22 protein-coding genes and 1 riboswitch are annotated in these 18,817 nt (G+C 66.3%); of the genes, 18 read left to right on the forward strand and 4 right to left on the reverse strand.

The window, feature by feature from the left end:
- Nucleotides 1-81 precede the first annotated feature (81 nt).
- A riboswitch (cobalamin riboswitch) is annotated at nucleotides 82-291 on the forward strand.
- Nucleotides 292-325: 34 nt separating this feature from the next.
- The 10 genes from AB2B41_RS00580 to cobJ all read left to right on the forward strand — a co-directional run bounded on the left by AB2B41_RS00580 (nucleotide 326) and on the right by cobJ (nucleotide 9,802).
- Nucleotides 326-490 (forward strand): CbtB domain-containing protein, encoded by a 165-nt coding sequence (locus AB2B41_RS00580; RefSeq protein WP_367875784.1) that lies wholly within the window; start codon nucleotides 326-328, stop codon nucleotides 488-490.
- Nucleotides 491-700: 210 nt separating this feature from the next.
- Nucleotides 701-1,408 (forward strand): CbtA family protein, encoded by a 708-nt coding sequence (locus AB2B41_RS00585; RefSeq protein ID WP_367875785.1) that lies wholly within the window; start codon nucleotides 701-703, stop codon nucleotides 1,406-1,408.
- Nucleotide 1,409: 1 nt separating this feature from the next.
- Complete coding sequence (locus tag AB2B41_RS00590; RefSeq protein ID WP_367875786.1) at nucleotides 1,410-1,910, forward strand: hypothetical protein; 501 nt, start codon at nucleotides 1,410-1,412, stop codon at nucleotides 1,908-1,910.
- Between the two features lie 3 nt (nucleotides 1,911-1,913).
- On the forward strand, nucleotides 1,914-2,288 hold the full coding sequence (locus AB2B41_RS00595) for a DUF1636 family protein (RefSeq protein WP_367875787.1): 375 nt from the start codon (nucleotides 1,914-1,916) through the stop codon (nucleotides 2,286-2,288).
- Nucleotides 2,285-3,319 carry a cobalamin biosynthesis protein CobW gene (gene cobW, locus AB2B41_RS00600; RefSeq protein ID WP_367875788.1) on the forward strand — a complete coding sequence of 345 codons (1,035 nt, stop codon included), beginning with the start codon at nucleotides 2,285-2,287 and terminating at the stop codon, nucleotides 3,317-3,319. The genes AB2B41_RS00595 and cobW overlap by 4 nt, the downstream gene beginning before the upstream one ends.
- Before the next feature lie 5 nt (nucleotides 3,320-3,324).
- A complete protein-coding gene (gene cobN / locus AB2B41_RS00605; protein WP_367875789.1) occupies nucleotides 3,325-6,582 on the forward strand; it encodes a cobaltochelatase subunit CobN in 3,258 nt (1,085 codons plus the stop codon).
- Nucleotides 6,579-7,706, forward strand: a complete 1,128-nt coding sequence (gene cobG, locus AB2B41_RS00610) for a precorrin-3B synthase (RefSeq protein WP_367875790.1) — start codon at nucleotides 6,579-6,581, stop codon at nucleotides 7,704-7,706. The genes cobN and cobG overlap by 4 nt, the downstream gene beginning before the upstream one ends.
- Nucleotides 7,706-8,335, forward strand: a complete 630-nt coding sequence (locus tag AB2B41_RS00615; RefSeq protein WP_367875791.1) for a precorrin-8X methylmutase — start codon at nucleotides 7,706-7,708, stop codon at nucleotides 8,333-8,335. Before cobG ends, AB2B41_RS00615 begins: the two co-directional genes overlap by 1 nt.
- 4 nt (nucleotides 8,336-8,339) lie before the next feature.
- Nucleotides 8,340-9,071 carry a precorrin-2 C(20)-methyltransferase gene (locus AB2B41_RS00620; RefSeq protein WP_367875792.1) on the forward strand — a complete coding sequence of 244 codons (732 nt, stop codon included), beginning with the start codon at nucleotides 8,340-8,342 and terminating at the stop codon, nucleotides 9,069-9,071.
- The gene (gene cobJ / locus AB2B41_RS00625; protein ID WP_367875793.1) at nucleotides 9,068-9,802 is read left to right on the forward strand and encodes a precorrin-3B C(17)-methyltransferase; all 735 of its coding nucleotides are present in this window, start codon (nucleotides 9,068-9,070) and stop codon (nucleotides 9,800-9,802) included. Before AB2B41_RS00620 ends, cobJ begins: the two co-directional genes overlap by 4 nt.
- On the opposite strand, the gene AB2B41_RS00630 is transcribed toward cobJ, so the two are convergent.
- Nucleotides 9,778-10,524, reverse strand: coding sequence for a cobalt-precorrin-6A reductase (locus tag AB2B41_RS00630; RefSeq protein WP_367875794.1), 747 nt, complete (start codon nucleotides 10,522-10,524; stop codon nucleotides 9,778-9,780). The genes cobJ and AB2B41_RS00630 overlap by 25 nt on opposite strands.
- 1 nt (nucleotide 10,525) lies before the next feature.
- Here AB2B41_RS00630 and cbiE point away from each other — a divergent pair, with 1 nt between their 5' ends.
- Genes cbiE through cobF form a run of 7 tightly spaced genes read left to right on the forward strand, consistent with a single transcriptional unit; the run spans nucleotide 10,526 to nucleotide 15,965 of the window.
- A complete protein-coding gene (cbiE, locus tag AB2B41_RS00635; RefSeq protein ID WP_367876163.1) occupies nucleotides 10,526-11,707 on the forward strand; it encodes a precorrin-6y C5,15-methyltransferase (decarboxylating) subunit CbiE in 1,182 nt (393 codons plus the stop codon).
- On the forward strand, nucleotides 11,704-12,090 hold the full coding sequence (locus tag AB2B41_RS00640) for a cobalamin biosynthesis protein (RefSeq protein WP_367875795.1): 387 nt from the start codon (nucleotides 11,704-11,706) through the stop codon (nucleotides 12,088-12,090). The genes cbiE and AB2B41_RS00640 overlap by 4 nt, the downstream gene beginning before the upstream one ends.
- Nucleotides 12,087-12,872, forward strand: coding sequence for a precorrin-4 C(11)-methyltransferase (gene cobM / locus AB2B41_RS00645; protein ID WP_367875796.1), 786 nt, complete (start codon nucleotides 12,087-12,089; stop codon nucleotides 12,870-12,872). Before AB2B41_RS00640 ends, cobM begins: the two co-directional genes overlap by 4 nt.
- Nucleotides 12,869-14,194 carry a cobyrinic acid a,c-diamide synthase CobB gene (locus AB2B41_RS00650; RefSeq protein ID WP_367875797.1) on the forward strand — a complete coding sequence of 442 codons (1,326 nt, stop codon included), beginning with the start codon at nucleotides 12,869-12,871 and terminating at the stop codon, nucleotides 14,192-14,194. The genes cobM and AB2B41_RS00650 overlap by 4 nt, the downstream gene beginning before the upstream one ends.
- Complete coding sequence (gene cobA, locus AB2B41_RS00655; protein ID WP_367875798.1) at nucleotides 14,191-14,919, forward strand: uroporphyrinogen-III C-methyltransferase; 729 nt, start codon at nucleotides 14,191-14,193, stop codon at nucleotides 14,917-14,919. The genes AB2B41_RS00650 and cobA overlap by 4 nt, the downstream gene beginning before the upstream one ends.
- A 2-nt stretch (nucleotides 14,920-14,921) precedes the next feature.
- Complete coding sequence (locus AB2B41_RS00660; protein ID WP_367876164.1) at nucleotides 14,922-15,218, forward strand: DUF1636 family protein; 297 nt, start codon at nucleotides 14,922-14,924, stop codon at nucleotides 15,216-15,218.
- Nucleotides 15,219-15,221: 3 nt separating this feature from the next.
- Nucleotides 15,222-15,965 carry a precorrin-6A synthase (deacetylating) gene (gene cobF, locus AB2B41_RS00665; protein ID WP_367875799.1) on the forward strand — a complete coding sequence of 248 codons (744 nt, stop codon included), beginning with the start codon at nucleotides 15,222-15,224 and terminating at the stop codon, nucleotides 15,963-15,965.
- Between the two features lie 91 nt (nucleotides 15,966-16,056).
- On the opposite strand, the gene arfB is transcribed toward cobF, so the two are convergent.
- A complete protein-coding gene (gene arfB, locus AB2B41_RS00670) occupies nucleotides 16,057-16,479 on the reverse strand; it encodes an alternative ribosome rescue aminoacyl-tRNA hydrolase ArfB (RefSeq protein ID WP_367875800.1) in 423 nt (140 codons plus the stop codon).
- Nucleotides 16,480-16,553: 74 nt separating this feature from the next.
- On the opposite strand from arfB, the gene AB2B41_RS00675 reads away from it, so the two are divergent.
- Complete coding sequence (locus AB2B41_RS00675; RefSeq protein ID WP_367875801.1) at nucleotides 16,554-16,940, forward strand: SpoIIAA family protein; 387 nt, start codon at nucleotides 16,554-16,556, stop codon at nucleotides 16,938-16,940.
- A gap of 308 nt (nucleotides 16,941-17,248) precedes the next feature.
- On the opposite strand, the gene AB2B41_RS00680 is transcribed toward AB2B41_RS00675, so the two are convergent.
- A complete protein-coding gene (locus AB2B41_RS00680; protein WP_367875802.1) occupies nucleotides 17,249-17,869 on the reverse strand; it encodes a queuosine precursor transporter in 621 nt (206 codons plus the stop codon).
- A 90-nt stretch (nucleotides 17,870-17,959) separates the two neighbouring features.
- Nucleotides 17,960-18,790 (reverse strand): esterase-like activity of phytase family protein, encoded by an 831-nt coding sequence (locus AB2B41_RS00685; protein WP_367875803.1) that lies wholly within the window; start codon nucleotides 18,788-18,790, stop codon nucleotides 17,960-17,962.
- Nucleotides 18,791-18,817: the final 27 nt, after the last annotated feature.

Below are 18,817 nucleotides of genomic sequence, written 5' to 3' on the forward strand. Positions count from 1 at the left end.
ACCCGCAGGATGACGCCAGAGCAAGCGCGCTTTGAAGTGCTTTTGCGTCGCAAATCAACCTTGCTTTCGCATGGGCAAAATGCGACGTTTCCCGCGCTTGGTGTCCCGATATGTGCCGCGTGCGCATGGGACCTAACAGGGAATTCAGTCAGGGCCCGGCCCGAAGCTGAAGCCGCCCCCGCGACTGTAAGCGGTGAGCCTGACCCGATATGCCACTTGCCGACCGGCAGGGAAGGCGGGAAAGGGCGCTGAACCGCGAGCCAGGAGACCTGCCAGGCACCGAAAAAAGGACAGGCCGTCGGGTGTGACGGCAAGGAGAGAAGACATGACGACAACCATTCGCACACGCAGCGCCCTTCGCTTTGTGCCGGCCCTTTTCGCGGCGGCGCTGGGCATCGCCGTGATCTCGCTGACGGGACATGTTCAGGCGGCCGCGCTGCATGATGCTGCCCACGACGTGCGCCACGCCACCGGTTTCCCCTGCCACTAGGCAGGTCTGACTGAACCGTCTGCCACTGCGCTGCGAAGCGGCGCAATGGCTGGCAACATGTCAGAGTCCCGGGGCCTCACGATGCGCGCCCTTTCCATCTTCGTTGGTGTCATTGCGGCCCCGCCCCCCGGTGGTCCGCTCTTTTTCGTTTGTCCGGTCTGACATGCGTGCCGCCCGACCCGTCGGACCAAAGTTAAAGGTGCCTCCGTTATGTACGCACGTTTCCTGATTTCCGCTCTTTTTGCAGGGGCCGCCGCCGGGCTGATCGCTGGCTTGCTGCAGCTTTGGTTCCTTCAGCCGATCATGCTGCATGCCGAGCTTTACGAAGGTGGCGCGCTTGTTCACTTCGGTGCCGGAGAACTGGTGAGCGCGCATCCGGAGCTACCCGGGTTCGATCCGATGCGCGACGGGCTGAGCCTGATCTTCAGCATGCTGACCTACACCGGCTACGCGCTCATCGTGCTGGCGGGGATGGGGCTGGCCGAGGATCGTGGCGCGCGTATCGATGGCCGCACAGGTATCATCTGGGGCGTTGCGGGTTTCGTCGCCTTTCACCTTGCCCCTGCCTTCTCTCTTGCGCCAGAGGTGCCGGGCGTCGCGGCGGCCGACATCACCGCGCGCCAGATATGGTGGTTCAGCGCGGCAGGTACGGCGGCCCTTGGCCTGTGGCTGATCGCCTTCGGTCGCGGCTGGGCCATGTGGGGGGCTGCCGTCATCCTGCTGCTCGCGCCGCACGTTGTCGGCGCGCCCGAGCCCGATGTATTCAGTGGCCCCGTTCCGACCGAGCTTGCAGCACTTTATGCTGCACGGGCCCTTGGCCTTGGCCTTGCCGCCTGGGTGATGCTTGGCGCTTTCGCGGGCTATTTCTGGCAACGCGAGGGGGCCCATGCCGACGCCGCCGCGCGGGCAGGGGGCTAGGATGAACCGGACCCTGTCGCTATTCGTCATCGGGCTGATCTTCGGCGGCGGCATCGGCTTCACGATTGCTGCGGGCAATGGCATCACCTTCGACGGCCATGACCACGGCGACCCCGCGCAGCACGGTGCAGCGTCCAATCATGGCGGGGCGGACCACGCCGCGATGCATGCGGCGCTTTTCGATATTCCTGCCAGTGATGCGCCCACGGTCGCGATATCCGTCACACCCGACCCGATGGCGGGCTTCAACCTCCATGTGATGACCGAGAATTTCGCTTTTTCGCCACTGAACGCCAGTGGCCGGAACCTGACGGGCGAAGGCCACGCCCATCTCTACGTGAACGGTGTGAAACACGGCCGTCTCTACGCTGAATGGATGCATCTCGACAACTTGCCGAAGGGCGAGGTCGAGATTGCCGTTTCGCTGAATACCAACGATCACCGCCCGCTTGCGGTGGGCGGCAGCGCGATCACCGCCCGCCAGATCATCGAGGTGAAATAGCTCATGACCACGACCCTTTACGTCTGCACCACCTGCCGCGCCGGGCAAGAGCTGCCCGAGGATGCGGTGCGCCCCGGCACACACCTGCTGAACGCGCTCGAGGCGCAGGGTACGCCGGACGGTGTGGAGATCATCCCGGTCAAATGCCTGTCCGCCTGTTCCAATGGGGCTGCCGTCGCGCTTTCTGCACCCGGCAAATGGACCTACGTCTATGGCCGCATGACGACCGAGGACGCCGCCGATATCCTTGCCGGTGCCGCGAAATATGCGGCAAGCGAAGACGGCTTCGTGCCATGGCGCGAGCGCCCGGAACAATTCCGCAAGCAAAGCCTTGCCCGCATTCCCCCGTTTCAGATGCCGTTGGAGGCCGCCGAATGAACGACCTGTCGAAAATCCCCGTCACCGTGATCACCGGCTTTCTCGGCTCGGGCAAGACGACGCTGATCCGCCACCTGATGCAGAACGCGAATGGCCGCAAGCTCGCGGTGCTGGTCAACGAGTTCGGCACCGTCGGCGTGGACGGCGAGATCCTGAAAAGCTGCGCGATCGAGGATTGCCCGGCGGAGAATATCGTGGAGCTTGCCAATGGCTGTATATGCTGCACGGTGGCGGATGATTTCATCCCGACCATCGAGGCGCTGATGGAGCTGCCCACGCGCCCAGATCATATCCTGATCGAAACCTCCGGCCTTGCCCTGCCGAAACCGCTCCTGAAGGCTTTCGACTGGCCCGCGATCCGGTCAAAGATCACCGTGGACGGTGTGATCGCTCTTGCCGATGCCGAGGCTGTCGCCGCAGGCCGCTTTGCCGCTGACGAAGCCGCCGTGGACGCCCAGCGCAAGGCAGACGAGTCGCTCGACCATGAAACACCGCTCTCGGAGGTCTTCGAAGACCAGATTTCATGCGCCGACATCATCCTGATCTCAAAGGCCGATCTCGCAGGCGACGAGGGTCTCGGGAAGGCCCGCAAGGTGATCGAGGACGAATCCCCCCGCAAGGTTCCCATCCTCTCCATGACCGAAGGCGTGATCGACCCCAACGTCGTGCTGGGCCTCAACGCCAAGGCCGAGGATGACCTTGCCGCGCGCCCCTCGCACCACGACGGGCACGAGGACCACGAGCACGATGACTTCGAAACCGTCGTGATCCCCATGCCCGAGATCGACGACCCCGCCACCTTGGTCGCCGCCATCGAGCGGCTTGCGAACGAACAGCATATCCTTCGGGTGAAAGGTTACGTGGCCGTGACGGGCAAGCCCATGCGCCTACTGGTACAGGCCGTGGGGGCCCGGGTGCGTCACCAGTACGACCGCCCCTGGGGTGCCAATGCGCGGCAGGGCCATCTGGTCGTGATCGCCGAACACGACCACATCGACCCCGCCGCCATCCGGGCCGTTCTGGGGGCATAGCGCCGATGCACGTCGTCTTCCGCGAAAGCCACGGGCTCGAGGACAGCGAAACCCCCTACGATCCGGGGCAGGACCCCGCCGATCTGGTGGTGCTTTCGTTCTCCGACAGTGACCTTGGCGCTTTCGCGGCAGGCTGGCACCGCGGTGGCGGGCCTCAGGGCAAACTGCCCACGCTGCGCCTCTGCAATCTCACCGCGCTCCGGCATCCCGCGTCGGTGGACAATTACGTCGAACAGACGCTTTCCGGTGCAAAGGGCATCCTCATCCGCCTCATCGGTGGCGAGAATTACTGGCCCTACGGCATCATGCAGGTGCAGGACCTCGCCCGCCGCCACGGCATCGCCCTGGCAGTCCTGCCGGCAGACGGTCGCGAAGACCCCTCGCTTGACGCACATTCGACGTTGCCCGTCAGTACCCTCCGCCGCCTCTCGCACCTCTGCGACGCAGGCGGGGCAGTGGCCGCGCAGGCGGCGCTCGCGCAACTGGCCCTTGCGGCGGGCTTTTACGCAGGGCCGGTAGCCGGGACAAAGACTGTGCCGGTCGCGGGCTACTACGATCCCGATCAAGGCATCGTGACCCGTTGCCCCTTCAAACAGGAGGCGACCGGCGCGCCCCTCGTCGCCGTTACCTTTTACCGCTCCTACCTCACCGCCGCCGACACGGCCCCCATCGACGCGCTGATGCGGCAACTCCGCGACCGGGGTTTCACCCCCATGGGTCTCTTCGTCCCGTCGCTAAAGTCCGACGCTGCCCGCGCCTTCCTCGCCGAAACCTTCACTGCCCATCCCCCGGCGGCGATCATCAATGCCACTGCCTTTTCCGGGCGCGGCGACGACGGCACCTCGCCCCTCGACACACCCGGCTGCCCGGTCTTTCAGATTGCCCTCTCCACTGCGCGCAAGAAGGAATGGGCGGACAGCGAACGCGGCCTCTCCCCGGCAGACCTTGCCATGCACGTCGTCCTGCCAGAGGTAGACGGGCGTCTTTTTACCGGCGTCGTCAGCTTCAAGGCGCCCGAGAAACGCGACTCTCATCTGCAATTCTCCCGCTTTTCTCATCGCGCTCATGAGGATCGGATAAAGGGGGTGGTGGATCGTGTCGCGGGCTGGCATCGCCTGGCCAAGACACCCGCGCCCGACCGCAAGCTCGCCCTCGTTCTCTCCACCTATCCGGGCCGCGAGGACCAGATCGCCCACGCCGTCGGCCTCGACGCGTTAGCCTCCACCGAAGACATGCTGCTGACGCTCGCGGGCGCGGGCTACACGGTCGAGCCTCAAATCGGCTTCGGGAGGACACTCACGCAGACAACCATCCCCTGGCCGATGCGTGACTACGAAGAGGCGCTCCGCCAACTGCCCCCGCAGTTGCAGCAGGACCTGCAGACCGCCTGGGGTGACCCTGCCGATGACCCGCTCCATAGGGACGGCGCTTTCCACTTCCCCGCCCAAGCCTGCGGCAATGCCCTCGTCGCGCTGCAGCCCGAACGCGGGGCCATCGACCAGCGCGATACCGACTACCACGACCTCGCCCGCATTCCGCGCCATTCCTACGTCGCCTTCTACCTCTGGCTCCGGTCGCAAAGCATGCATGCCCTGATCCACATCGGCGCCCATGGCACGCTCGAATGGCTGCCGGGCAAATCCGTCGCCCTCTCCGATGACTGCTGGCCCGAAGCCCTGACCGCCGAACTGCCCGTTATTTACCCCTTTATCGTCAACGACCCTGGCGAGGCCGCACAAGCGAAGCGCCGCATCGGGGCACTGACCCTTGGCCATCTGCCGCCCCCTATGAAGGACAGCGCCACGCCGGATGCGCTTTTGCACCTCGAACGGCTGCTCGACGAATACTCCACCGCCGACGGCCTCGACCCCGCCCGCCGGGATCGGCTGATCGCCACGATCCGCGCCGAAGCGCGGGCCGCTGGCGTCGAAAACGACCTTGGCCTTTCCGAAGACGCCTGCGCCGCCGAGGCGATCACGCGCATCGACCGCTTCGTTTGCGACATCAAGGAGAGCCAGTACGGCGACGGTCTCCACGTCTTCGGTGCGGGCCAGGGCGAAACCGAAGGCCTTTTGAACGCTCTCAATGGCAAGCGCATAGACGCGGGCCCCTCCGGTTCGCCCTACCGGGGTCGCTCCGACGTGCTGCCCACGGGCCGCAACCTCTTTGCCGTCGATCCCCGCTCCGTGCCCACCCGCGCGGCCCATGCCCAGGGCGTCAAGATCGCCGAGGAATTGATCCGCCGCCGCCTCCAGGACGAGGGTGACTATCCGAAGGGCATCGTTGTCGATCTCTGGGGCAGCGCCACCATGCGCACGGCAGGCGAGGAATTCGCCATGGCGCTGCATCTCGCTGGCCTCGCGCCTATGTGGGACGAAGGATCGGAACGCGTCAGCGGCTTCGAAATCCTCCCGCTCACGCTCCTGGATCGCCCGCGCATCGACGTCACCCTGCGTATCTCCGGCCTCTTCCGTGACGTCTTTCCGGGCCTCGCTCAGCTCTTCGAGGCTGGGGCCATGGCGCTGGCCGAGCGTGAAGAAGTCCCCGACATGAACCCCTATGTCCTGAAAACCCCACGCGTTTTCGGCCCCAAACCGGGGCTTTACGGGATGAACATGGAAGCCGCGATGCTGGACTACTCGGCGGAGGGCCGCGCGGCGGCGGGCGAGGCCTGGCTGAAAGCCTCCGAATGGGCCATCGACGTGAAAGGCGAAGCACATCAGAACCGCGCCGCTTTGGAACAGCGCCTGCAAACTACAGACAGTTTCGCGCATATTCAGGACCTGCTGGAGTCCGACGTCCTCCTCGCCTCCGACTATGCCAGCCACGAAGGCGGTTTCGCCGCCGCCATGGCCCACCTCGGCGCCGCCAAGCCGAATCTGTACCACCTCGACACAACCAAACTCGGCACACCCAAGGCCCGCACCATGGCCGAGGAAATCGCCCGCGTCGTGCGTGCGCGTGCGGCAAACCCCGACTGGGCCAGCGGCATGATGCGCCACGCCTTCCGGGGGGCCGCTGAAATTGCTGCCACCCTCGACAATCTCGCCGCTTTCGCGCATCTGACGCGGGACGTGCCGGCCCACCTCTTCGACCTCTACTACGACGCAACCCTGGGCCGCGCCGATCTGGTGGAGTTCATGGAACGCGAAAACCCCAAAGCGCTGCAAGAAATGCGCGACCGTTTTGCCGCCCTGCGGGATGCGGGCCTCTGGACCACGCGCCGCAATTCGATCAGCGCCCAGATGGACGCCGCCGAATGACCGGACCCGAGATCAAGGGCTGGTGCCCCGGCGCGCTGCGCCCGATGCAATCGGGCGACGGCCTCGTCGTGCGCATCCGCCCCTTCAACGGCCGTCTGCGCCGCGCACAGGCCGATGGCATCGCGACGCTGGCGGCGGCACATGGCAATGGCATGATCGACCTCTCCTCGCGCGGGAACCTGCAGATCAGGGGCGTGACCGAGAAATCCTATCCGCCCCTCATCGAGGGCCTGCGCCGCATGGCGCTGCTTGACCCTGACGAGGCTGTCGAAAGCCGCCGCAATATCCTTTTGACCCCCTTCTGGCAAACCGGGGGCGAGACCGAGACGCTGGGGCCCGCGCTTACGGCAGCCGTCAGTGCAGAGGATGCGCCTGTAACACCAGGAAAATTCGGCTATGCGGTGGATACGGGCCGCGAACCGGTCTTGCAGAATGCCTCTGCCGATATCCGCCTCGAACGCGATGCTGGCGGGGGGCTGATCCTGATTGCCGACGGGTCGGACAAGGGGAAAGCGGTCACGGTCGAAACGGCGGCCGATGAAGCCATCGCGCTCGCCCACTGGTTCATGGAGAACCGTGGCGACCATACCCGCATGGCCGGCCTTCTTGCGGAAGGTGCCAAGCTTCCCGCCGACCACTTCGTGCCCCGCCAACAGCAGTCTCATCGCCCCGCCCCCGGCTATACCCCGCTCGGCGCGATGATCGGCCTCGCCTTCGGGCAGCTTACGGTCGAGACCCTGGCCAGCCTTGCCAAGCAAGGCGGTCTGCGCATGACCCCCTGGCGGATGCTGCTGGTCGAGGGCGCGCGGGAATTCCCCGGCGTCGAAGGTGTCATCACCGACCCCAACGATCCGCTTCTCCGGATCGTCGCCTGCACCGGGGCCCCCCGCTGCGCCCAGGGGCTCGTCGAAACCCGCCCCCTCGCACGCCAGCTCGCTCCGCACCTCAAGGACGGCCAGTTCCTGCACGTCTCCGGCTGCGCCAAGGGCTGCGCCCATCCGCGTCCTGCGTCACTGACCGTCACCGCAACGACCGAGGGGCTCGACCTGATCCGAGACGGCCGCGCCAGCGACGCGCCCGAGCAGACGGGTCTCACACCGCAAGAAATCCCCGAGACACTCTGATGCCCCATACCTACATCACCGACGGGGCGGAGATTTACCGCCAGTCCTTCGCCACGATACGGGCCGAGGCGAACCTCGACCGCTTCACACCGGAAGAAGAGATCGTCGCCGTCCGCATGATCCATGCCGCCGGCATGGTGGGGCTCGAGGACTATGTTCAGTTCTCCGACGGCATGGCCATCGCCGCCCGCGCCGCTTTGGAAGCGGGTGCGCCGATCCTCTGCGACGCCTACATGGTCAGCGAGGGCATCACCCGCAAACGCCTGCCCGCCGACAACGAGGTCATCTGTACCCTGCGCGACCCCCGCGTGCCGGATATGGCGCGCGCGATGTCCAACACCCGCTCCGCCGCCGCGCTGGAGCTTTGGCGCCCGCATCTCGACGGCGCGCTCGTCGCCATCGGCAACGCACCCACCGCGCTCTTCCATCTGCTGAACATGCTCGAAGACCCCGCATGCCCCCGCCCCGCCGCCATCATCGGCTGCCCCGTGGGCTTCATCGGTGCAGCAGAGTCCAAGGAGGCGCTAATGCAGGACCTCCCCGTTCCCTCCATGATCGTGCGCGGCCGCCTCGGCGGCTCGGCAATTACCGTCGCCGCCGTCAACGCGCTGGCCAGCCGGGTGGAATAGTCTGATGGGCAAGATCATCTGCGCGGGCCTCGGCCCAGGCGATCCCGACTTGCTGAGCGTGAAGTCCGACCGCGTGATCCGCAACGCCCGGCATGTTGCCTTCTTTCGCAAGAAGGGCAGGCAGGGGCAGGCGCGCAGCATCGTCAAGGACATGCTCCGGGACGACGTGACCGAATACCCGATGGAATACCCCGTCACCACCGAGCTGCCCTTCGACAGCCCGGAATACCGCCAACTGCTCGTCGATTTCTACGAGGATTGGGCCAACCGTCTGGAAGATTTGTCCCGCGATCACGACGTCGTCGTCCTTTGCGAGGGCGACCCGTTTTTCTACGGCTCCTTCATGCACCTCCACACCCGCCTGCAAGGCCGGGCAGAGGTGGAGGTTCTGCCCGCCATCCCCGGCATGGTGGGCTGCTGGAACGCGATGGACACGCCCTTCACCTGGGGCGACGACGTTCTGACCGTGCTGATGGGCACACTGCCCGAAGAAGACCTTGTGCGCCACATGCAGGCCGCCGATGCGCTGGTCGTGATGAAGACGGGCCGCAACCTGCCCCGCGTCAAGCGCGCGCTGGCCGCAGCAGGCAAGCTCGATGACGCCTGGCTTGTCGAGAAGGGCACGATGCCGGGGCAGCGCATCGCGAAGCTGACCGAAGTGGCCGCGGACGATTGCCCCTATTTCGCGATCGTGCTGGTTCACGGTCAAGGCCGCAGGCCGGAGACGGCGGAATGACCGGCACCCTCACCATCGCGGGCCTCGGCCCCGGCAGCGAGGCCATGGTAACCCCCGAAGTCTCGCAGGCACTGGCAGAGGCCACCGACGTCATCGGCTACATTCCTTACGTTGCTCGTGTCGCCGAACGCCCCGGGCTGACGCTCCACCCCTCCGACAACCGTGTCGAGCTTGACCGCGCCCTCCTCGCGCTCGACCTTGCGGCAAAGGGTGCGCAGGTGGTCGTTGTCTCGTCAGGCGATCCCGGTGTCTTCGCCATGGCCTCCGCCGTCTTCGAGGCGCTCGAGGCAAATCCGGAATACACTGACACGGACATCCGTGTCCTGCCCGGCATCACCGCGATGCTCGCCGCCGCCGCTGCGGCTGGCGCGCCATTGGGTCACGACTTCTGCGCGATCAATCTGAGCGACAACCTCAAGCCATGGGAGATGATTGAAAACCGCCTGCGCATGGCCGCACGTGGTGATTTCGCCATGGCCTTCTACAATCCCCGGTCAAAATCCCGCCCCGAAGGCTTCGAAAAAACTCTCTCCATCCTGCGCGAGGAATGCGAAGGCACGCGCCTGATCACCTTCGCCCGCGCCGTCAGCACACCGGATCAGGCGATCCACACCGTCACTCTGTCCGAGGCGACGCCAGACATGGCCGACATGCGCACCGTCGTCATCGTCGGCAACAGCGCCACCCGCCGCGTCGGGCGCTACGTCTACACCCCGCGATCTGCCTCATGACCCAGCCAGTCCATCACTTCCCGGACATCCCGCGCCACGGCGTCCCCCGGCACCTCGGGCCGCTGCGCCATCAGCACTGGAAGCCCAAGCGCCCGCGCGGCGTCCAGCTTGGCCCGCGACCCGCGCCCGCCGCCGTTCTTGGCGACCACATGGGTGATACCGTTTTTCTCCATCAGCGCCCGATCCTGAGCGGCATCAAAAGGCCCGCGCGCGATGACGACCGCAGCGTCGGGAAGCGGCAGCGGCTCTTCGGGTGGGTCAACCAGTCGCAGCAGGTAGTGATGCTGCGGCTTGGCCGCGAAAAGCCCGATCTGCTGCTTGCCGATGGCAAGAAACACCCGCGCGGGAACGTCGGGCAGGGCATCCGGAAGCGCCCCGACCGACGCCACCAAGGTCCAGTCATCGCCGTCTCCCGGCACCCACGCGGGCCGCTCCAACCGGATCAACGGCACCCCGGTCTCACCGCTCGCGGCAAAGGCATTCCGGCTCATTCCGGCTGCAAAGGGATGGGTGGCATCGACCACATGGCTGATGCCTTCCGCCCGCAGGTAATTCACCAGCCCTGCAACGCCCCCGAACCCGCCAAAGCGGGTGGGCAACGGCTGTGCCTTCGGCGCGCGCGTCCGACCGGCGTAGGAGAACACCGCATCGACGCCCGCCGCGGCCAGCGTCTCGGCCATGCTGCTGGCCTCGGTTGTCCCGCCAAGCAAGAGGACGCGCATGATGGGTGATCCTTGGGTAACGATCATCGGAATGGCAGACGATAACGCGACAAACTTGCCCCCCGCAAGCCGCGCCGCGATCGACGCGGCCGAGGTGATCATCGGCGGCCCCCGCCACCTTGAACTGGTGGCCGCAGGCGACAGGGGCCAGCCCTGGCCCGTGCCCTTCTCGGTCGATCCCGTTCTTGCAGCCAGGGGCAAGCGCACGGTCGTCCTCGCCTCCGGCGATCCCTTCTGGTTCGGCGCGGGCGGCAGCCTTGCCGCCCACCTCGCTCCGGGAGACTGGACTGTCCTGCCCGCGCCCTCAACCTTCTCACTCGTTGCCGGGGCACTCGGCTGGCGGATGGAAGAGATCACCTGCCACGGTCTCCACGCCGCTCCCTTCCAGCGCCTCAAGCGCGTCCTCTCACCCAAAGGCCGCCTCATTTGCCTCGTCCGCGACGGTGACGCGCCCGCCGCCCTCGCCACCTGGCTCAACGACCAAGGCGCAGGCCAAGCACACCTCCACGTCTGCGAACGCATGGGCGGCCCGCGCCAGCGTATCCGCACCACCACGGCGGCGGATTTCAACCTCAGCGACATCGCAGCCCCCGTCGCGGTTGCCATAGACCTGCCTACAGGCATCGGCCTTCCCAGCGCTTCCGGCCTGCCGGACCACGCCTTCACCCACGATGGCCAGATCACCAAGCGCCCCGTGCGAGCCCTGACGCTCAGCGCGCTTGCCCCGCGCCCCGGCGAAACCCTGTGGGACATCGGCGCTGGCTCCGGGTCCATCTCGGTCGAATGGTGCCTCGCCGGGGGTCGCGCCACAGCCTTCGAGCGTCGCGCCGACCGGGTCGCGAACATCGCCCGCAACATCGCCGACTTCGGCATCGACCACCTCATGCACCTCGTCGAGGGCGCCGCGCTCGACACCATCGCCGATCAGCCGACACCCGATGCCGTCTTTGTCGGCGGCGGCGGCACGCCCGCGCTCTTCGACCGCCTTTTCGACCTGTTGCCCCCGGGCACCCGCCTCGTCGCCAACGGCGTAACGCTCGAAACAGAGGCGCTGCTCATCGATCTGCACGCAAAACGCGGCGGCACCCTCCTGCGCATCGAACTCGCGAAGGCGGAACCGCTCGGCACAATGCGCGGCTGGACGCCCGCGCGTCCGGTCGTCCAGTGGAGCGTGACGCTATGAGGATCATGGGCGTAGGGTTTCGTGCCACCGCCGATGTGGCGAGCCTGCAGGACGCCATGCAGCGCGCGCTTCTGGCTGGAGGCAGCCAGAAGATCGACGCCCTCGTCACGGAAAGTGCCAAATCGCGTGAGAAGGTGTTCCGCGAATTCGCCCAATTGCTCGGTGTCCCGGGCCTCGGCATCACCAAGTCGGACCTCGAACAAATGATAACCCCCACCCAGTCGCAACGCATCCAGGACCGGCTCGGCACCGGCTCTCTGGCCGAGGCCGCAGCCCTTGCCGCCGCAGGGCCCGACGCCCGGCTGGTTGCGGCGCGTGTCGTCTCGGGCGATGGTATGGCCACCGCCGCCATCGCGGAAAGCAAAGGGAACCCATCCCCATGACCGTTCATTTCATCGGCGCCGGCCCCGGTGCGCCTGACCTGATCACCCTCCGTGGCCGCGACCTGATCGCCGCCTGCCCGGTGTGCCTCTATGCCGGATCGCTGGTGCCCGAAGCGCTGCTTGGTCATTGTCCCGAGGGCGCGCATATCGTGAACACCGCGCGCCTGTCACTGGATGAGATCATGGAGGAAATCGCCAAGGCCCACGCCGCGGGCCATGACGTCGCGCGGCTGCATTCGGGCGATCTGTCGGTCTGGTCCGCTATGGGCGAACAGCTGCGCCGCCTGCGCGAGATGGGCATACCTTATGACGTTACCCCCGGCGTTCCGTCCTTTGCCGCCGCCGCCGCCGCGCTGAACGCGGAACTCACCTTGCCAGGGGTTGCGCAGTCTGTCGTCCTGACCCGCACCTCCGGACGTGCCACCGCCATGCCCGAAGGCGAGACGTTGGAGAACTTCGGCCGCACCGGTGCCACCCTCGCCATCCACCTCTCGGTACATATCCTTGACAAGGTGGTCGCCGACCTCACCCCGCACTACGGCCCCGACTGTCCCGTCGCCGTCGTCTGGCGCGCCAGCTGGCCGGATGAACGTATCGTCAAGGCCACGCTTGCCACCCTGCGAACAGCCATCGGCGAAGAAATGGAGCGCACCGCCCTCATTCTCGTCGGCCACGCCATCGGGGCCGAAGATTTCGGCGAAAGCCGCCTCTACGCGGGCGACTACGACCGCCGCTTCCGCCCCGTAGGCACCGCACCCCGCTTCCCGGAAACCGCCGAATGATCCCCCCGGGCCTGATGATATCGGCCCCTTCGTCGGGTACGGGCAAGACCACGCTGATGCTCGGTCTGCTCGCCGAATTCCGCGCGCAAGGCGTGAACGTCCAGCCGTTCAAGAGCGGCCCCGACTACATCGACCCCGCTTTCCATATGGTAGCGTCCGGTCGCGCCTCCTTCAACCTCGACAGCTGGGCCATGGACCTCGACGCGATCTCGGGTCTTGTCGGCAATGCCGAAGGCGCCGACCTGATCCTTGCCGAAGGCTCCATGGGTCTCTTCGACGGCGTGGCCTTGCCCGGTGCCTGCGGCAACGGTGCCAGCGCCGATATTGCCGCGCACATGGGCTGGCCCGTGGTGCTGGTGCTGGACGCGGGCGGGGCGGCGCAATCCGTCGCCGCCACCGCGCTCGGCTTCAAGACTTTCCGCCCCGATGTGACGCTCGCCGGTGTCGTGCTGAACCGCGTCGCCTCGCCCCGGCACGAAACGCTGATCCGTGTAGGCATGGACGCCGTGGGCATCCCCGCCCTCGGCGCCTTGCCGCGCCGCAAGGAAATCGAACTGCCCGAACGCCACCTCGGCCTCGTCCAGGCGGGCGAGCAGGAGAACCTCCCCGAAATCCTGGCCGAGGCCGCCGCCTTCGTCGCCGCCCATGTCGACCTCGACGCCCTGCGCGATGCTGCCACCGGCCACCTGCAAGAAGCCCCCGAACCCGCCCGCGTCATCCCCCCCGGCATGCGCATCGCGCTGGCACAGGACGACGCCTTTGCTTTCGTTTACCCGCATCTGCTCGCAGGCTGGCGCGCCGCCGGTGCCACGGTCCTGCCCTTCTCCCCTCTCGCCGATCAGGCCCCTGACCCAAGCGCCGACGTCTGCTGGCTCCCCGGTGGCTATCCTGAGCTCCACGCAGGCAAGCTCGCCGCCGCCGAAACCTTCCGTTCCGGCATCCGTAACTTTGCCCGCACGCGACCTGTGCATGGCGAATGCGGCGGCTACATGTCCATGGGCGCAGTGCTGGTCGACAAGGAGGGCATGCCCCACCAGATGGCGGGCCTTCTGGAGCTTGAGACCTCTTTCGAGAAACGCAAGTTCCACCTCGGCTACCGCAAGGCCGAACTGAACGCGCCGATCCCCGGCTTCGGCAAGGGCACACGCCTGCGGGGCCACGAATTCCACTACGCCACAATCCTCACCGAGCCCGACGCGCCGCTGGCAAGGATCACCGACAGCAATAACGAAGTTGTCGCCGAGACCGGCTCGGTCCGCCAGTTCTCGGAAGGTGGCCGCGCCACCGGCACCTTCTTTCACATGATCTCGGAGGACGCATGAGCGGCGGTTTCGTCTCCTTCGTCTCCTCCGGCCCCGGCGATCCGGAGCTTCTGACGGTAAAGGCCGTGGACCGCATCGCACGGGCCGAGGTCGTGCTCTTCGACGACCTCAGCGCCGGGCCGATCCTCGAACACGCGCATCCCGAGGCCGACCTTATCGGCGTCGGCAAACGCGCGGGCCGCGCCTCGCCCAAACAGCACCACGTCAGCCAGGTCCTTGTGGACCACGCCAAGGCAGGCCTGCGCGTGGTCCGTCTCAAATCCGGCGACAGCGGCATGTTCGGACGCCTCGAGGAAGAAATCGTCGCCCTGCAATCCGCAGGCATTCCCTTCGAAATCATCCCCGGCGTCACCTCCGCCTCCGCCGCCGCGGCGACCGCTGGCATCCCGCTGACCCGCCGCCTGACCGCGCGGCGCGTGCAGTTCATCACCGGCGCCGATATCTCGGGCGACCTGCCGCCCGACGCCAACATGGCCGCCCTTGCCGATCCGCTGGCGACGACCGTTGTCTACATGGGCAAGCGCACCTTCCCGAACCTCGCCGCCAAACTGATCGCCGCGGGCCTGCCCGCCGACACACCTGCCATACTGGCCGAAGCGGTCTCGACCCCCGCCGAAAAGGTCACGCGCCACACCATCGAAACCCTCGCGCGGCATCTGGAAACCGTCACCAGCACGACACCCGCGCTGATCTTCTACGGCCCGCTGGCGGAGCTTGAGGGGTGAAGATGTACGTCTGCCAGACCTGTACCGAAGACGGTGCCATCGTCGAACGGCTGCGCGCCGGACTGCGCAACGTGACCGTCGAGGCCAGCGGCTGCATGTCCGGCTGCAAACGTCCACAAACCGTGGCGTTCCGCGCGACGGGCAAGGTCGCCTATCTCTTTGGAGAGATCACCGAGGCGGACCTTCCGGACCTGCAAACCTTCGTCGATCTCTACTCTGCCTCGCCCGACGGCACTTTCGAGGACGCCCGCGTCCTCGGAAACCTGCGCACCAAGGCCATCGCACGGATACCGGGGTAGCCGATGGAACTGACCCTGATCGGCATCGGCACGGGAAACCCCGAGCATCTCACCCTGCAGGCAATCCGCGCGATCAACGCGCAGGACCTGATCCTGATCCCGCGCAAGGGCGAGGGCAAGGCCGACCTTGCCGACCTGCGCCGCGCGATCTGCGACGAGGTGCTCACGAACCCCGAGACCCGGATCGTGGAGTTCGACCTTCCGGTCCGGGACGAAAACACGCCCGACTACCGCCAGCGCGTGGACGACTGGCACGACGCCATCGCAAGCGCCTGGCAAAGCGCCATGGCAGAGGCCCCCGATGCGGCCCGCGTGGCTCTTCTGGTCTGGGGCGACCCGTCGCTCTACGACAGCACATTGCGCATCGCCGCGCGCCTCGATCCCGCCCGGCAGATCGCCGTGATCCCCGGCATCACGTCGCTGCAAGCCCTGACCGCCGCCCACGCGATCCCCATCAACGACATCGGCGCACCTTTCCTTGTCACCACGGGCCGACGCCTGCGCGACGAGGGCTGGCCGAACGGGGTCGACACGCTCGCCGTGATGCTTGACGGCGGCTGCGCTTTCCAGTCGCTGCCACCCGAAGGCATCCACATCTGGTGGGGGGCCTATGTCGGGATGAAGGAGCAGATCATCCGGCAAGGTCCGCTGGCAGACGCGGCCGATGACATTGTCCGAACCCGCGCCAGGGCCCGTGCGGCGCATGGCTGGATCATGGACATCTACATCCTTCGCCGCACGATTTGATACCAACGTAAGGTGGACGAAACGCCCACCTTACAGGCAGCACATTCGGACGCCGGAGAACCAGCAGCGTAAGGTGGGCTCCCAACCCACCCTAGGTCTCCGGGTCGACCTTGCCCCGCAGCGCTTTCACCTCGCCACGCTCCTTCTTCGCCTTCAGCCGCCGCTTTTTCGATCCCAGCGTCGGCCGCGTCGGGATGCGCCGCTTGGGCGGCTTCAGCGCCTTGCGCACCAGTTCCGCCAGCCGCTCCCGCGCGATCTCGCGGTTCCGCGCCTGGCTGCGGGTCTCGTCGCACTGGATGATCAGCGCCCCCTCGTTCGTCCACCGCCGCCCCGCCAGCCGTTTCAGCCGTGTCTTCACCGGCCCCGTCAGGGACGGCGAGGTCGCCGCCTCGAACCGCAACTCCACCGCCGTCGCGACCTTGTTCACGTTCTGCCCGCCGGGACCCGACGAACGCACGAATTGCTCGGTGATTTCCCAGTCCTGGATGGCGGTCTTGTCGTCGATGCGCAGCATGGCCTGAGCATCGCACCGGAACCGGAGAAGGGAAAGAGGCGTTGATCAGCAACCCCTGAAATGAAAGGCACCCCATGCTCACCCTTCGTTCCATCACCCAGATTGCCACCAGCCGCGCCGACCTCTACGCCTTCCGCGTCACTGCCGAGGTCAGTCGCGAGGACATGACCGCCATGGCCGAATACATGAACCGCGTCTTCGACAAGAAGGATGGTGTCGATATGCTGCTCATCTTCGACCGCTACGACGGCGCTGAAACCGGTGCGACTCTCAGCTGGGAAGGTCTCAAGTCCCGCCTGCGCGCCGTTGCCAACGTCAACCGCTACGTCGTGGTCGGGGCACCCGAAAGCGCCGAGGCGCTGATCGAGGCGATGGGCGCTTTGATCCCGGTCGAAGCTCAAACCTACGACGAGGAATTTGCCGCCTGGCGGGCGCTCGACGCCGAAGCGGTCGCCGCCTGACGCGAAAAGGGCCGCCTCGGTAGCGAAGCGGCCCACTCGAATGGTTTAAGGAGGCGTGCCGGTTAGACCGGCGTCAACCTTGGAATTGATCAAGCCAGGGGCTGCCCTAGCAGGTCACCTCCAACGCTGTTCCGACACCACTCTCCAATACCTTTCTCGACACTGGATCACCTCCTTTTCATTTGTTGAACTCACCCGAATCGTCGCACAGGTTCGTTAATTCGAAAAGAAGTTTTTCACGGGCGCGGCGAAAAATAACCCGCCATGCCCGTTTGTGATGCAATTGCCTCGCAGGGCGTCCGTAGGGGTCAGGCCGTCTGCAAAAGCCGCCCGGTGATCACCCTGAAAGGGATAAGCGCGATCAACGCAATAGACAGCTTCACCGCCCAGTCGGCCACGGCCAGCGACACCCAAAGCGGCGCCATCGGACCCGTGCCCAGCAGCGGCAGAACCTCACCAGCCCAGGCCACGTCGGTCGCGGGGTGGACAAAGCTCAGCGCGCCCGAGAACGCCACCGAAAAGAAGATCGCCGTATCCAGCGTCGAGCCCACCAGCGTGCTCACCAGCGGCGCCCGCCACCACGCCCCGCCTTTCAGCGCGGAAAACACTGATACGTCGATCAGTTGTGCCAAAAGGAACGCCAGCCCGGACCCGATCGCGATGCGCACGGTCACCAGCGGCCCGAATTCGCCCATGATCTGCGTCCCGATCAGCGAACAGATCAGCCCGACGACAAAACCCACCAGCACAACGCGCCGCGCGGCGGAGGCGCCGTAGACGCGGTTCATGATGTCGGTGACCAGAAACGCCAGCGGATAGGTAAACGCCCCCCATGTCAGCCACTGGCCAAAGAGGAACTGGACGAGGATGTTCGAGGCCACGACGATGGCGGCCATGGCAATGATGCCGGGAAGATGAGTGCGTGTCATATGTGAACCGTTTTGGACAAGGGTGCGGCGACTTGGCCCGCGCGCGTCGCGGACGCACGGCCTTTAGGGGCTCTCGCGCCCGGACGCAAGTCATTCCTTGAGCACGTATTCCACGATCTCCGTGCGCTGCACCGGCAGGAAATTATCGTCCGAGATCAGCGTCAGCCGCGTATCGCCCGCCTGGTCGCGCCAGACGCTGAGCGTCTCGAGGTTGTCATGCCGCCCCGGTCCCGTTGTCAGAAGCGTCTCGATCAACCCCGGCCCTGAGCCAAGGTCGAGCCGCCGGATGCGACTGCGAAAACCCAATGGGGACAGCGTGCGCTCAAGGACATAGAGGCGGCCCGCATCGTCAAAATCCGCCCCGACAGGCACGAACGGGCCGGACAGGGGCACCTGGTGTGACACGCGCCAGTGGCCCCGATGAAACTGGTAGAGCCGCGTGGTTCCATTGTCTCCCGCCCGCCTCTCTGCCAGGGCAAAGAGCCGCCCGTCGGGGTGAATGGCGAGCGCCTCCAGCCCCCTGTTCACCGCAAACGCGTTGAAATCCTCGTGCCCGGGAAGGTCGTGAAGGCGCCCGCTGTCCAGGTCGATCCGCGCCACGCGGTGCGGGTCCTCAAGCGACACAAAGGCGCGCCCGTCCCGTCCAAGGGCGAGGCCCTCGACATCCCGCGCATTTTCACCCAAGGGCCGCCCCTGCGCGTCCCGCAACGGCTGGCGCGACAACACTTCGACAGCCGAAAGCCGACCTTCCAGCCGGATCATTCGCCCCCGGATCACCGATCCGCGGTCGCCGATCACGATGAAATCGCGTCCATTACGGTCGATCTCGAGGCCCGACAGACCCCCGAACCAACTCTCCGGCCGGTCCCAGACCACGGCGGAGACAAGGCGCAACTCCGGCTCCGCCGCGTGCACCGGCATCGCAACGCAAAGTGCTACGATAAAGGA

Origin of the sequence: Sulfitobacter sediminis (assembly GCF_040811725.1) — a bacterium.
Taxonomy (GTDB): Bacteria; Pseudomonadota; Alphaproteobacteria; order Rhodobacterales; family Rhodobacteraceae; genus Sulfitobacter; species Sulfitobacter sediminis.

Coding starts and splice junctions, on each gene's coding strand:
- AB2B41_RS00590 (WP_367875786.1), top strand. CDS start 1,410: ATGAACCGGACCCTGTCGCTATTCGTCATCGGGCTGATCTTCGGCGGC.
- AB2B41_RS00680 (WP_367875802.1), bottom strand. CDS start 17,869: ATGACACGCACTCATCTTCCCGGCATCATTGCCATGGCCGCCATCGTC.
- AB2B41_RS00585 (WP_367875785.1), top strand. CDS start 701: ATGTACGCACGTTTCCTGATTTCCGCTCTTTTTGCAGGGGCCGCCGCC.
- AB2B41_RS00650 (WP_367875797.1), top strand. CDS start 12,869: ATGATCCCCCCGGGCCTGATGATATCGGCCCCTTCGTCGGGTACGGGC.
- cobN (WP_367875789.1), top strand. CDS start 3,325: ATGCACGTCGTCTTCCGCGAAAGCCACGGGCTCGAGGACAGCGAAACC.
- cobM (WP_367875796.1), top strand. CDS start 12,087: ATGACCGTTCATTTCATCGGCGCCGGCCCCGGTGCGCCTGACCTGATC.
- AB2B41_RS00660 (WP_367876164.1), top strand. CDS start 14,922: ATGTACGTCTGCCAGACCTGTACCGAAGACGGTGCCATCGTCGAACGG.
- cobF (WP_367875799.1), top strand. CDS start 15,222: ATGGAACTGACCCTGATCGGCATCGGCACGGGAAACCCCGAGCATCTC.
- cobA (WP_367875798.1), top strand. CDS start 14,191: ATGAGCGGCGGTTTCGTCTCCTTCGTCTCCTCCGGCCCCGGCGATCCG.
- cobJ (WP_367875793.1), top strand. CDS start 9,068: ATGACCGGCACCCTCACCATCGCGGGCCTCGGCCCCGGCAGCGAGGCC.
- AB2B41_RS00580 (WP_367875784.1), top strand. CDS start 326: ATGACGACAACCATTCGCACACGCAGCGCCCTTCGCTTTGTGCCGGCC.
- AB2B41_RS00675 (WP_367875801.1), top strand. CDS start 16,554: ATGCTCACCCTTCGTTCCATCACCCAGATTGCCACCAGCCGCGCCGAC.
- AB2B41_RS00685 (WP_367875803.1), bottom strand. CDS start 18,790: ATGCCGGTGCACGCGGCGGAGCCGGAGTTGCGCCTTGTCTCCGCCGTG.
- AB2B41_RS00615 (WP_367875791.1), top strand. CDS start 7,706: ATGCCCCATACCTACATCACCGACGGGGCGGAGATTTACCGCCAGTCC.
- AB2B41_RS00595 (WP_367875787.1), top strand. CDS start 1,914: ATGACCACGACCCTTTACGTCTGCACCACCTGCCGCGCCGGGCAAGAG.
- AB2B41_RS00620 (WP_367875792.1), top strand. CDS start 8,340: ATGGGCAAGATCATCTGCGCGGGCCTCGGCCCAGGCGATCCCGACTTG.
- AB2B41_RS00630 (WP_367875794.1), bottom strand. CDS start 10,524: ATGCGCGTCCTCTTGCTTGGCGGGACAACCGAGGCCAGCAGCATGGCC.
- cbiE (WP_367876163.1), top strand. CDS start 10,526: ATGGGTGATCCTTGGGTAACGATCATCGGAATGGCAGACGATAACGCG.
- arfB (WP_367875800.1), bottom strand. CDS start 16,479: ATGCTGCGCATCGACGACAAGACCGCCATCCAGGACTGGGAAATCACC.
- AB2B41_RS00640 (WP_367875795.1), top strand. CDS start 11,704: ATGAGGATCATGGGCGTAGGGTTTCGTGCCACCGCCGATGTGGCGAGC.
- cobG (WP_367875790.1), top strand. CDS start 6,579: ATGACCGGACCCGAGATCAAGGGCTGGTGCCCCGGCGCGCTGCGCCCG.
- cobW (WP_367875788.1), top strand. CDS start 2,285: ATGAACGACCTGTCGAAAATCCCCGTCACCGTGATCACCGGCTTTCTC.